Origin of the sequence: Curtobacterium sp. MCBD17_040 (genome assembly GCF_003234805.2) — a bacterium.
Classification (GTDB): Bacteria; Actinomycetota; Actinomycetes; order Actinomycetales; family Microbacteriaceae; genus Curtobacterium.
Map to the genome: position 1 here is coordinate 1,716,974 of NZ_CP126273.1, position 12,536 is coordinate 1,729,509.

Genomic DNA, 12,536 nt, shown 5'->3' on the forward strand with positions numbered 1-12,536 from the left:
GCACTCAAGTTCCACAGGAGGTCCCTTTGTCAGACGTCTTCGGCCCGACCGGCAGCGACAACTCGTTCGACGAGTTCCTCGCCCGCCTGCTCCAGGGCCAGCAGCGGTCCGTGCCGTTCGGCCGGCCCGTCGACATCACGCGGCTCCTCAGCCGCCGCACCCACGAAGTGCTCCGCGCCGCGGCGACGTTCGCCGTGGAGCGCGGCCACCACGAGATCGACGCCCTGCACCTGCTCCGCGTCCTCGTGACCGCCGAGCCGTTCGCCGGGCTCGTCCGCACCGTCGGCGCCGACCCCGAGCGGTTCGCCGCCGCGGTCGATGAACGACTCCCGGAGCCGTCCGACGAGCGCCCCGAGGGCCGTCCCGCGCTCACGCCCTCAGCGCAGCGCGCGCTCCTCGACGCCGCGCAGGCCGCGCGCGCGTTCGGATCCACGTACGTCGACCCCGAGCACGTCTTCTTCGCGCTCGTGGTCGAGCAGGACACCGTCGCCGGGCAGATGCTCGTCGCCGCGGGCGTGACGCCGCAGACCATGCAGCAGTACGCGCAGGACGCCGCCCGTGCCGCCCGCGAGGGTCGCCCGGTCGCCGGCAGCACCGCGGCCGGCACGCCGGGCCAGGAGTCCGACACCCCGACGCTCGACCAGTTCGGCACCGACCTCACGGCCCGCGCGCGCGAGGGCGGCATCGACCCCGTGATCGGCCGCGCCGGTGAGATCGAGCAGACCGTCGAGATCCTGCTCCGCCGTACCAAGAACAACCCGGTCCTCATCGGTGAACCGGGCGTCGGCAAGACCGCGATCGTCGAGGGCCTGGCCCAGCGCATCGTCGACGGCGACGTCCCCACGCTGCTCCAGGGCAAGCGGGTCGTCGCACTCGACATGGCCGCGATGGTCTCGGGCACGCGCTACCGCGGTGACTTCGAGGAGCGACTCACGAAGGTCATGGACGAGATCGCCGCGCACCGCGACGAGCTCATCGTGTTCGTCGACGAGCTGCACACCGTCGTCGGCGCCGGCAGCGGTGGTGACGGCGGCATGGACGCCGGCAACATCCTCAAGCCGCGCCTCGCCCGCGGTGACCTGCACATGGTCGGCGCCACGACGCTCGACGAGTACCGCCGCATCGAGAAGGACGCCGCGCTCGAACGCCGCTTCCAGCCCGTGACGGTCGGCGAGCCGAGCGTGGCCGACGCCGTGCAGATCCTCGCCGGCCTGGCGCCGCGGTACGCCGAGCACCACGGCGTCGCCTACACGGACGACGCCATCCGCGCGGCCGTCGAGATGTCGCATCGCTACGTGACCGACCGCTTCCTGCCCGACAAGGCCATCGACCTCATCGACCAGGCCGGCGCGCGGCGCCGTCTCGCCCTCAGCGGCACGGTCGACGTCGACGCCCTGCGTGCCGAGATCGTCGACCTGCAGTCCGCCAAGGACCGCGCGGTCGCCGAGGAGCAGTACGAGGAGGCATCGCGGCTCCGTGACGCCATCGACGGACTGGAGGCCCGGATCGAGTCCGCCACCGCGCCCACCGCGACCGACGCGAGCAGCGCCTCCCGGACGGAGGCCGACACGACGATCACCGAGGCGGACATCGCCGAGGTCGTCGCCCGTGCGACCGGCATCCCCGCCTCGCGGCTCACCGCGGACGACCGCGCCCGGCTCGCGGTCCTGGAGGACGACCTGCACGCACGGGTGATCGGGCAGGACGACGCGGTCGCCGCCATCGCCAAGTCGGTCCGTCGCAGCCGCACCGGCATGGGCGACCCGCGTCGCCCCGTCGGGAGCTTCCTGTTCCTCGGCCCGACCGGTGTCGGCAAGACCGAGCTGGCGAAGGCGCTCGCGTCGAGCCTGTTCGGCGACGAGACCGCGATGCTCCGCTTCGACATGAGCGAGTTCGGGGAGCGCCACACGGTCAGTCGGCTCGTGGGCGCCCCTCCCGGGTACGTCGGGTACGACGAAGCCGGGCAGCTCACCGAGCGTGTCCGCCGGAACCCGTACTCGGTGATCCTGCTCGACGAGATCGAGAAGGCGCACCCGGACGTGTTCAACCTGCTCCTGCAGGTGCTCGACGACGGACGACTCACCGACGGGCAGGGACGCACCGTGGACTTCCGGAACACGGTCGTGATCATGACGTCGAACCTCGGGTCCGAGTTCCTCGCCAGCCGTTCGGGCGCCCTCGGGTTCTCGGCGGCGACCGACGCCTCGGGGTACGAGGAGCAGGACCTGCGGAACCGGGTGATGGGCAAGCTCCGCGAGGCCATGCGGCCCGAGTTCCTCAACCGGATCGACGAGATCGTGCTGTTCCGCAAGCTCGACCGCGCGCAGCTGCACGCCATCGTCGGGCTCCTGCTCGCCGACACCGCACGTCGGGTGGCCGCGCAGGACCTCGACCTGGAGGTCCGTCCCGCCGCAGTCGACTGGCTCGCCGAGCACGGGTACGAACCCGAGTACGGCGCCCGTCCGCTGCGTCGGCTCATCCAGCGCGAGGTCGAGGACCGCGTCGCGGACCTCATGGTCCGCTCCGAGGTCGCGGCCGGCGAGACCATCGCGATCGACGTGGTCGCCGACCAGCTCGTCGCCACCGTGGACCGGGACGCCCGCGTGCGGGTCTAGTCCACTCCGGGTGGAGGAACGCCCCCGGTGTCGCATCGACACCGGGGGCGTTCCCGTCGCTTGTCCGGGCGGTGCCACGGACCGGACGGGCGTCAGCGCGCGGCGTTCTGCACGAGTCCGACCGCGTACGACGCGAACCAGTCGCCGGCCGCCGGCCCACCGTTGCACGTGCCGTCACTCGCACCGGGTGTCTTCACCCACAGCAGCGCGTCGAGCTGGCCGCTGCCGTACGTGACGTGCGGGTCCTGACCGAGGCCGGCACCCGCTGGGTTGCACCAGTCGCCGCGGGCACCGCGACCGTTCCGCGAGACGTCGATGACGAAGTGCGATCCGCCGGTGAGGGCGGACACCTTGCCGGCGTAGGAGCGCTCCGGGTCGACGGCGTTGAAGTTCGACACGTTCGTGAAGAACCCGCGCGCCTGGCTGACGCCCGCCTGGTTCAGCTCCGAGGCCGTGACGGCCGGCGTGTTCCAGCTCGAGTTCCCCCCGTCGAGGTACGCGGGGACACCGGCGGCGTGGAACTGTGCGACCGCTGTCCTGAGGAGCGGGAGCCGCGTCGACGCGTCCTGCGAACACGACGGGAGCATCGCGAGCGAGTCGGGCTCGACGAGCACGACCGCGCGATGACCGTGGAGGTCGTCTGCGATCTGCTGGTTCCACGCGGTGTACTGCGCGGGCGTCAGCCCACCAGCGGAGTACCCGCCGCAGTCCCGGTCGGGGATCGCGTAGGTGACGAACACCGGGGTGGTGCCCTTCGATTCTGCGCTCGCCAGGTTCCGTGCGATGGTGCTGTCGAGCAGGCCGCCCTGGAACCACTCGCCCAACCAGATCGCGATCGGCTGGCGTGCGATCGTCCGCGCCGCCGCTGCCTCGGTGGCCCGGCCCTGTGCGGCGAGGGTCGCTGCCGCCTGCGCCGGCTGGCTGTCGGGCTGGACGTACAGACCGCCCTGGTAGATCGTCTGCGTCGGAGCAGTACGGATCGTCGCCGGTGTGACGGTGGCGGTCGCCGCCGATGCGCTGGCGGTCTCGGTGATGGCCGTCGTGGTGCTGATCGACGCGACGGCGGCGGCCACGAGGGCCGCACGGACGATGCGGTTCATCGGTTGTTCCCCTGGGTGATCGCTGACAGACGTCCTGTACGTCTGCCGTGTGTGGGGGACAAGTCAACCGGCCGCCGTTCCGCTTGTCCACGCGGACCGGAGGGGCTTGCCAACCGCCACGCCGTGTGCTCCTCGCCGGCCAGCAGGACGGCCTGTACCCCGGTGGGCGGTCCGGATCGGCGCAGGGCGTACCCCGTCGCGCGCCGGTACCGACGGCACGTCGGCCAGCGCCGTCCCCGTACGGTTGGGGCATGACCGAGCACGCCGCGTCCCTCGTCGAACGACTCACCGCCGTGGTGCCGGACTTCCCGAAGCCGGGGATCCTCTTCCGCGACGTCACCCCGGTGTTCGCCGATCCCGTCGCGTTCTCGACCGTCTGTGGCGCACTCGCCGAGCCGTTCACGGACGTCGAGGCCGTGGCGGGCATCGAGGCGCGCGGGTTCGCGTTGGCCGGGGGGATCGCCGTCCAGCGGGGCAGGGGTGTGCTCACCGTCCGCAAGGCGGGGAAGCTCCCCGGCGAGGTCCTCAGCGAGCAGTACGCGCTCGAGTACGGCGAGGCCGCGGTGGAGCTGCGCCCCGGACAACTGCCCGAGGGCACGCGCGTCCTCGTGGTTGACGACGTCCTCGCGACGGGTGGTACCGCCGAGGCGACCATCACGCTGCTCGAACGTGCCGGGTACCACGCGGTCGGGTTCGCAGCGCTCCTCGAACTCGACGGCCTCGGGGGCCGGGCCCGTCTCGAGGGTCGACTGCCGGTGCACACCCTCGGGACCGCGCCCGCCTGACGCCTCGCGCGCGCTGCGCAGCGAGCACTCCCGCCACGGTGCGGGCCGGGGTCGTCGACGGGGCGGTGCGGGCCTCCCGGCCGACTAGTGTTGGTGCACCACCGAACGAGGGAGCCCCACCACCGTGACCGAGTCAGTCGTCCCCGCCGCCGACCAGCCCGACGTGCCGCCGGCACCCGCGACCGTGACGGCGACGACCACGACGACCGGGACCGAGCTGTTCGCGGGCGAGCGGTCGGTCGTGGCGATCCGGGTCGACGGTGTGCTCCGTGACCTCGCTGCCGAGGTCTCCGCCGGGGCGGTCGTCGAGCCCGTGACCCTCGCTGAGCAGGACGGCCTCGACATCCTCCGGCACTCGACCGCGCACGTGCTCGCGCAGGCCGTGCAGGCGATCAACCCCGAGGCGAAGCTCGGCATCGGACCGCCCGTCACCGACGGCTTCTACTACGACTTCGACGTGGCCGAGCCGTTCACGCCCGAGGACCTCAAGGCCATCGAGAAGGGCATGGACCGCATCATCCGGCAGGGCCAGCGGTTCGTCCGTCGCGTGGTGAGCGACGGCGAGGCGCGCGAGCTCATGGCGGGGGAGCCGTACAAGCAGGAGCTCATCGGCCTCAAGGGCGCGGCGAGCGAGGGTGACGCCGGCGAGAGCGTCGAGGTCGGTGCCGGCGAACTCACCGTCTACGAGAACGTGGACCCGAAGTCCGGCGAGGTCGTCTGGCAGGACCTCTGCCGCGGGCCGCACCTGCCCACGACCCGGGTCATCGGCAACGCCGCGAAGCTCATGCGGGTGGCTGCGGCCTACTGGCGTGGCTCCGAGAAGAACCCGCAGCTCCAGCGGATCTACGGCACCGCATGGCCCGACAAGGACCAGCTCCGCGCGTACCTCGAGCGCCTCGAGGAAGCCGCCAAGCGCGACCACCGCAAGCTCGGGGCCGAGCTCGACCTGTTCTCGTTCCCGGACGAGATCGGCTCGGGCCTCGCGATCTTCCACCCCAAGGGCGGGATCATCCGCCGCGAGATGGAGGACTACTCGCGGCGCCGCCACGAGGCCGAGGGCTACTCCTTCGTCAACACGCCGCACATCACGAAGGGCGACCTCTTCGAACAGTCCGGCCACCTCGGGTGGTACAAGGACGGCATGTTCCCGCCGATGCACCTCGACGAGGCACGGAACGACGAGGGCGAGATCACCCGGCAGGGCGCCGATTACTACCTCAAGCCGATGAACTGCCCGATGCACATCCTCGTGTACCGCTCGCAGGCCCGGTCCTACCGCGACCTCCCGCTCCGGTTGTTCGAGTTCGGGACCGTGTACCGGAACGAGAAGTCCGGTGTCATCCACGGCCTGACCCGTGTCCGTGGTCTCACGATGGACGACGCCCACATCTTCACGACGCGCGAGCAGATGAAGGACGAGCTCACCCGCACGCTGAACTTCGTGCTGTCGCTGCTCCGCGACTACGGCCTCACCGACTTCTACCTCGAGCTCTCCACGAAGGACCCGGACAAGTACGTCGGCTCCGACGAGGTCTGGGAGGAAGCCACGAGCACGCTGGCGGAGGTCGCCGCCGATTCCGGTCTCGAGCTCGTGCCGGACCCGGGCGGAGCGGCGTTCTACGGTCCGAAGATCTCGGTCCAGGCCCGTGATGCGATCGGCCGCACCTGGCAGATGTCGACGGTGCAGCTCGACTTCAACCTGCCCGAGCGCTTCGGCCTCGAGTACACCGCCGCGGACGGCTCGCGTCAGCGTCCGGTGATGATCCACCGCGCGCTCTTCGGGTCGATCGAGCGGTTCTTCGGCGTCCTCACCGAGCACTACGCGGGTGCCTTCCCCGCGTGGCTCGCACCGGTGCAGGTCGTCGGGATCCCGGTGGCCGAGGAGTACGGCGACTACCTCGACGAGGTCGTGACGCGGCTCCGCGAGCAGGGCGTGCGCGCCGAGGTCGACCACTCTGACGACCGCATGCAGAAGAAGATCCGCACCCACACCAAGCAGAAGGTCCCGTTCATGCTCATCGCGGGCGACGAGGACCGGCAGCAGGGCGCCGTGAGCTTCCGGTTCCGCGACGGCAGCCAGCACAACGGCGTGCCGATCCAGGAGGCCGTGGACCGCATCACGACGGCCATCCGCGAGCGGGCTCAGGTCTGACCGTGGCGGAGACCCCGGGAACGGAGGGCGACCCCTTCGTCATCCGCTCCTCCGCGGACATGGCCGCCGTGCCCGACGCGTTCCAGCGCCTCTGGACGCCGCACCGCGCGGTGTACATCGAGCAGGGACGCGCGGGGGAGGGGCGTGGCCAGAAGGACGACTGCCCGTTCTGCGTCGCGCCGACCCTGCCGGACGAGGACGCCCTCATCGTGGCCCGCGGCCGGACGGCATTCGTGCTGCTCAACCTCTACCCGTACAACAACGGCCACCTGCTCGTCTGCCCCTACCGCCACGTGCCCCTGTACGACGAGGCGACCGACGAGGAAGCCGCCGAGATGACCGCCCTCACGCGCACCGCGATGGGCGTGCTCCGGACCGTGGCGCACTGCGACGGCTTCAACATCGGCATGAACCAGGGCGAGATCGCCGGCGCGGGCGTCGCAGCGCACCTGCATCAGCACATCGTGCCGCGCTGGGCGTCCGACTCGAACTTCTTCCCGATCATCGCGCGGACGAAGGCGATCACCCAGCTCCTCGGCGAGACCCGGCGCCTGGTGGCCGAGGCGTGGCCGCACGAGTCGCGTGTTCGCCCAGCGTGATCACGCTCCGCCGGGCAACTAGACTGGGTGGATCATGAGCGACAGCACCGCATCGACCACCGATCCCGCCTCGACCCCCGGCACCTCGATCACCGGTTCCTCGCGCGTCAAGCGCGGCCTCGCCGAGATGCTCAAGGGCGGCGTCATCATGGACGTCATCGACGCAGAGCAGGCGCGCATCGCCGAGGACGCCGGCGCGACGGCGGTCATGGCGCTCGAGCGTGTCCCCGCCGACATCCGGGCCCAGGGCGGCGTCGCCCGCATGTCCGACCCGTCGATGATCGAGGACATCATCGCCGCCGTGTCGATCCCCGTCATGGCGAAGGCACGCATCGGCCACTTCGTCGAGGCCCAGGTGCTGCAGGAGCTCGGTGTCGACTACATCGACGAGTCCGAGGTCCTCTCGCCGGCGGACTACGTCAACCACATCGACAAGTGGGACTTCACCACGCCCTTCGTGTGCGGCGCGACGAACCTCGGTGAGGCCCTCCGTCGCATCACCGAGGGTGCGGCGATGATCCGCTCCAAGGGCGAGGCCGGCACGGGCGACGTCTCCGAGGCGACGCGGCACATCCGAACGATCTCGAAGGAGATCGCCGCGCTCCGCAACCTCAAGGACGACGAGCTCTACGTCGCCGCCAAGGAGCTGCAGGCTCCGTACGACGTCGTCAAGGAGGTCGCCCGGACGGGTGCGCTGCCCGTCGTGCTGTTCACCGCGGGCGGCGTGGCCACCCCGGCGGACGCGGCGATGATGATGCAGCTCGGCGCGGACGGCGTGTTCGTCGGCTCGGGCATCTTCAAGTCCGGCGACCCGGCGAAGCGCGCCGCGGCGATCGTCAAGGCCGTCACGTTCCACGACGACCCGAAGGTCATCGCCGAGGTCTCCCGCGGTCTGGGCGAGGCGATGGTCGGCATCAACGTGGCCGACGTCCCCGCGCCGCACCGCCTCGCCGAGCGTGGCTGGTAGCCCCGTCGTCGGGAGCGTCCGGCCCCGGATCGGGGTCCTCGCACTCCAGGGCGACTTCCGGGAGCACATCGCGTCGCTGACGGCGCTCGGTGCCGAGGTCGTGCCGCTCCGTCGCCCGGAGGAACTCGCGAGCCTCCAGGGCGTCGTGATCCCGGGGGGCGAGTCCAGCGTGATGGACAAACTGGCGCGGTCGTTCGGTCTCGCCGAGCCGTTGTCCCAGGCCATCCACGAGGGCCTGCCGACGTACGGCACCTGCGCCGGGATGATCATGCTGTCGTCGCGCATCCAGGACGGCATCGACGGGCAGCAGACGCTCGACGTGCTCGACACGACGGTCCGCCGGAACGCGTTCGGCAACCAGAACGACTCGTTCGAGATCGACATCCCGATGCCGGACCTCGGCGAGGCCCCGGTGCACGCCGTGTTCATCCGTGCCCCGGTGGTCGAGGACCACGGTCCCGACGTGCAGGTCATCGGCGCCCTGCCCGACGGCCGACCGGTCGCGGTGCAGCAGGGCAACGTCATCGCCTCGGCGTTCCACCCCGAGGTCAGCGGCGAGGACCGCTTCCACCGCCGCTTCCTCCAGCTCGTCGCCGACGCCTGACCCGGTCGGCGCGCGCCAGCGGGGAGGCGCGGCTCCACCCGTCCCGTCCCTCCCGGCCTGTACGATGACCGGGATCACCAGAACCGATCGAGGAGAACCGTGTCCGGGCATTCCAAGTGGGCAACGACCAAGCACAAGAAGGCGGTCATCGACCAGCGCCGTGCGAAGTCCTTCGCGAAGCTCATCAAGAACATCGAGGTCGCCGCCAAGATGGGCGGTGCGGACCTCTCGGGCAACCCGACGCTGGTCGACGCCGTGCAGAAGGCGAAGAAGACCTCCGTCCCGAACGACAACATCGACCGCGCGATCAAGCGCGGCGCCGGCCTCACCGGTGAGTCGATCGACTACCAGACGATCATGTACGAGGGCTACGGCCCGAACGGCGTCGCGATGCTGATCGAGTGCCTCACGGAGAACAAGAACCGCGCCGCGGCCGAGGTCCGGACCGCGATGACGCGCAACGGCGGCACCATGGCCGACCCGGGCAGCGTGGCCTACAACTTCGCCCGCAAGGGCGTCATCTCGGTCACCAAGACCGACGGCCTCACCGAGGACGACGTCCTCGGTGCCGTGCTCGACGCCGGTGTCGAGGAGGTCACCGACCAGGGTGGCGGGTTCGAGATCATCACCGAGGCCTCGGACCTCGTCGCCGCGCGGACGGCCCTGCAGGACGCCGGGATCGACTACGACGCCGCCGACGCCGAGTTCGTCCCCGGGCTCCGGATCGACGTCGACGCCGAGACGGCCCGCAAGGTGTTCAAGCTCATCGACGCCCTCGAGGACAGCGACGACGTGCAGAACGTCTACGCGAACTTCGCGATCCCGGCCGAGGTGCAGGCCGAGCTCGACGAGGACGAGGACTAGTCCCGTGACCGGGTCCGACCGGCCCCGTCCGTGATCCGCGTCCTCGGCGTCGACCCGGGCCTGACCCGGTGTGGCGTCGGCGTCGTCGAGGTCGCGGCCGACCGTCGGGCCCGTCTCGTGCACGTCACGGTGGTCCGCACACCGTCGGACATGGCGCTCGAGCAGCGATTGGTCCGCATCGCCGCCGGCGTCGGTGCCGCGATGGACGAGTTCCGGCCCGATGCCGTGGCCGTCGAGCGTGTCTTCGCCCAGGCGAACGTGCGCACGGTCATGGGCACCGCCCAGGCGGCAGGACTCGCACTCCACGCAGCGGCGTCGCGGTCGATCCCCGTCACGTTGCACACCCCCTCCGAGGTCAAGGCGGCGATCAGCGGCTACGGCAACGCCGACAAGAAGCAGGTGGCGACGATGGTGGCGCGGGTGCTCGGACTGGCCGAGGCCCCGAAGCCCGCCGACGCATCGGACGCGCTCGCACTCGCGATCTGCCACGCCTGGAGGGTCGGCGCACCGACCGAGGCCGGTGCGCGGGCCGTCACGCTCACGCCGGCACAGCGGGCGTGGCGAGAGGCCGAGCGGTCGGTGGTGTCTCGTAGGCTCGGAGGATGATCGCGAGTCTCCGAGGCACCTGCATCGACACGGCGGGTTCCCGCATGGTGGTCGAGGTCGGTGGCGTCGGGTACGGCGTGACCGTGACCCCGCAGCACGCGTTGGCCGTCCGCCACGGGGCCGAGGTCTTCCTGTGGACCGTGCTCGTCGTCCGCGAGGACGACATGTCGCTGTACGGGTTCGAGACCGCCGAGGCGCTGCAGGTGTTCGACCTGCTCCGCGGCGTCTCCGGCGTCGGGCCGAAGTCCGCGATGGGGGTGCTCGCGACGATGACGCCCGCACAGGTGGCGCGCGCGGTCACCGACGACGACGACACGGCCTTCCGCAAGGTGAGCGGCATCGGCCCGAAGACGGCCAAGCTCATCACGGTGGCCCTCGCCGGCAAGCTCACCGCCGTACACCAGGCCACCCCGTCGCCCGCGGCTCCGCACCCCGCATCGGAGGACGTCGTCATCGCCCTGGTCGGTCTCGGTTGGCGCGAGGACGCTGCGCGCACCGCCGTCGACGAGACGATCGCGAACGAGCCCGGTGTCGCAGCGATGGGCACGCAGGCGTTGCTCCGTGCCGCGCTCGGCACGCTCCGGCCGTCGGGTGCGGCGCGATGAGCGGGATCACGTCCTCCGCACCCGAGTCCGAGGCCGAGCTCGCCTTCGAGGGAGCCATGCGGCCGCGGTCCCTGGCGGAGTTCGTCGGCCAGCGCAAGGTGCGCGGGCAGCTCGAGCTCCTGCTCACGGCCGCGGCGATGCAGGAGCGCACGCCGGACCACATCCTGCTGGCCGGGCCTCCCGGGCTCGGCAAGACGACGCTCGCGATGATCGTCGCGCACGAGTCGGGGCGACCGTTGCGCATGTCGAGCGGGCCGGCGATCCAGCACGCCGGCGATCTCGCCGCCGTCCTGTCCTCACTCGTGCCGGGCGAGGTCCTGTTCATCGACGAGATCCACCGCATGGCGCGCTCCGCCGAGGAGATGCTCTACCTCGCGATGGAGGACTTCCGCATCGACATCATGGTCGGCAAGGGCGCGGGCGCGACGAGCATCCCGCTCGACCTCGCCCCGTTCACCCTCGTCGGGGCGACCACGCGGGCCGGGCTGCTGCCGAACCCGCTCCGCGATCGCTTCGGGTTCACGGCCCACCTCGAGTTCTACGAACAGGACGAGCTCGAGCAGGTCCTCGTCCGCGCCGCGGGGCTGCTCGACCTCGCCATCGACCGGTCCGCCCTCCGCGAGATCGCCGGACGGTCCCGGGGGACACCCCGCATCGCGAACCGCTTGCTACGTCGCGTCCGCGACTACGCCCTCGTGCACGCGCCCGTCAGCGGCATCGACGCCGTCCGTGGCGCACTCGACCTGTACGACGTCGACGAGCTCGGTCTCGACCGCCTCGACCGCGCGGTCGTCGAGACCATGCTCACGCGGTTCGACGGCGGTCCGGTCGGTCTCAACACGCTCGCCGTGTCGGTGGGCGAAGAGAGCGAGACCATCGAGTCGGTCGTCGAACCGTTCCTCGTGCGCGTCGGGCTCGTCACCCGGACACCCCGGGGCCGGATCGCGACGCCGACGGCGTGGCGGCACTTCGGGCTCACACCCGGCGGCGCCGCCCAGCAGGGCTCCGCTCCCACGGCACAGCCAGAACTGTTCGAGCGCGACTGACGCTCCGAGCGGCGACGCGGGGCGGGACGATGCTCCCAGCGCGGTGCCCTAGACTACCCCCGCCCGATTCGAGCACCCCCCCGGAAGGCCCATCCCATGCAGTCTAGTCCGACCACCATCGTCATGCTGGTCCTCGCGTTGGGGCTCGTGTTCCTCATGTTCCGCAACAGCCGGAAGCGGAAGCAGCAGCAGGAGACGATGACCACCAAGATGGTCCCGGGCGCGCGCGTCATGCTGTCGTTCGGGCTCTACGGCACCATCGTGTCCGTGAACGACGAGAAGGTCACGGCCGACGTCGAGATCGCGCCCGGCACGATCGTCACCGTCCACCGCCAGACCCTGTCGCGGGTCGTCGACGACAACGGCGACGACGCCGCCACCGCGGTGGTGGGCACCACGGCCACGGGCGACGAGGAACCCCGGCCGGTGATCGCCCCGGTCGAGACCACGGGCGAGCCGGAGTTCGGCGAACGTCTCGGCAGCGACACCACCGGCGTGGTCGACCCGGACGCCAAGCGCGACGACCGCTGACCCCGACCCACCGCCCGGCCGACCCCGATCGGCCCGCCCGAGGGCGACTCCTCCGCACCCGG

General features: G+C 71.2%; 12 protein-coding genes. 11 read left to right on the top strand and 1 reads right to left on the bottom strand.

Translation table 11 applies throughout. The features are described from left to right. The first annotated feature begins 26 nt into the window (after positions 1 to 26). Positions 27 to 2,615, top strand: coding sequence for an ATP-dependent Clp protease ATP-binding subunit (locus tag DEI94_RS08140; protein WP_111025591.1), 2,589 nt, complete (start codon positions 27 to 29; stop codon positions 2,613 to 2,615). A gap of 92 nt (positions 2,616 to 2,707) precedes the next feature. On the opposite strand, the gene DEI94_RS08145 is transcribed toward DEI94_RS08140, so the two are convergent. Then, positions 2,708 to 3,715 carry a glycoside hydrolase family 6 protein gene (locus tag DEI94_RS08145; RefSeq protein ID WP_111025592.1) on the bottom strand — a complete coding sequence of 336 codons (1,008 nt, stop codon included), beginning with the start codon at positions 3,713 to 3,715 and terminating at the stop codon, positions 2,708 to 2,710. Positions 3,716 to 3,966: 251 nt separating this feature from the next. On the opposite strand from DEI94_RS08145, the gene DEI94_RS08150 reads away from it, so the two are divergent. The 10 genes from DEI94_RS08150 (at position 3,967) to yajC (ending at position 12,474) form a co-directional block, all read left to right on the top strand. Beyond that, positions 3,967 to 4,500: an adenine phosphoribosyltransferase gene (locus tag DEI94_RS08150; protein ID WP_111009026.1), complete on the top strand. Its 534-nt coding sequence runs from the start codon at positions 3,967 to 3,969 to the stop codon at positions 4,498 to 4,500. 184 nt (positions 4,501 to 4,684) lie between these two features. Then, on the top strand, positions 4,685 to 6,652 hold the full coding sequence (thrS, locus tag DEI94_RS08155; RefSeq protein ID WP_111025705.1) for a threonine--tRNA ligase: 1,968 nt from the start codon (positions 4,685 to 4,687) through the stop codon (positions 6,650 to 6,652). Positions 6,653 to 6,711: 59 nt separating this feature from the next. After that, complete coding sequence (locus tag DEI94_RS08160) at positions 6,712 to 7,251, top strand: HIT family protein (protein WP_111013400.1); 540 nt, start codon at positions 6,712 to 6,714, stop codon at positions 7,249 to 7,251. Between the two features lie 34 nt (positions 7,252 to 7,285). Continuing rightward, positions 7,286 to 8,218, top strand: coding sequence for a pyridoxal 5'-phosphate synthase lyase subunit PdxS (gene pdxS, locus DEI94_RS08165; RefSeq protein WP_111009027.1), 933 nt, complete (start codon positions 7,286 to 7,288; stop codon positions 8,216 to 8,218). Further along, positions 8,208 to 8,822 carry a pyridoxal 5'-phosphate synthase glutaminase subunit PdxT gene (gene pdxT / locus DEI94_RS08170; protein ID WP_111025593.1) on the top strand — a complete coding sequence of 205 codons (615 nt, stop codon included), beginning with the start codon at positions 8,208 to 8,210 and terminating at the stop codon, positions 8,820 to 8,822. The genes pdxS and pdxT overlap by 11 nt, the downstream gene beginning before the upstream one ends. Before the next feature lie 99 nt (positions 8,823 to 8,921). Continuing rightward, entirely contained in the window at positions 8,922 to 9,686 is a 765-nt protein-coding gene (locus tag DEI94_RS08175; protein ID WP_111013333.1) for a YebC/PmpR family DNA-binding transcriptional regulator, read from the top strand. A 30-nt stretch (positions 9,687 to 9,716) separates the two neighbouring features. Beyond that, a complete protein-coding gene (gene ruvC, locus DEI94_RS08180) occupies positions 9,717 to 10,292 on the top strand; it encodes a crossover junction endodeoxyribonuclease RuvC (protein ID WP_111009030.1) in 576 nt (191 codons plus the stop codon). Next, the gene (gene ruvA, locus DEI94_RS08185) at positions 10,289 to 10,897 is read left to right on the top strand and encodes a Holliday junction branch migration protein RuvA (protein WP_111009031.1); all 609 of its coding nucleotides are present in this window, start codon (positions 10,289 to 10,291) and stop codon (positions 10,895 to 10,897) included. Before ruvC ends, ruvA begins: the two co-directional genes overlap by 4 nt. Then, positions 10,894 to 11,943 carry a Holliday junction branch migration DNA helicase RuvB gene (gene ruvB, locus DEI94_RS08190; RefSeq protein WP_111009032.1) on the top strand — a complete coding sequence of 350 codons (1,050 nt, stop codon included), beginning with the start codon at positions 10,894 to 10,896 and terminating at the stop codon, positions 11,941 to 11,943. Before ruvA ends, ruvB begins: the two co-directional genes overlap by 4 nt. 96 nt (positions 11,944 to 12,039) lie before the next feature. Continuing rightward, on the top strand, positions 12,040 to 12,474 hold the full coding sequence (yajC, locus tag DEI94_RS08195; RefSeq protein ID WP_111025594.1) for a preprotein translocase subunit YajC: 435 nt from the start codon (positions 12,040 to 12,042) through the stop codon (positions 12,472 to 12,474). Positions 12,475 to 12,536 lie beyond the last annotated feature (62 nt).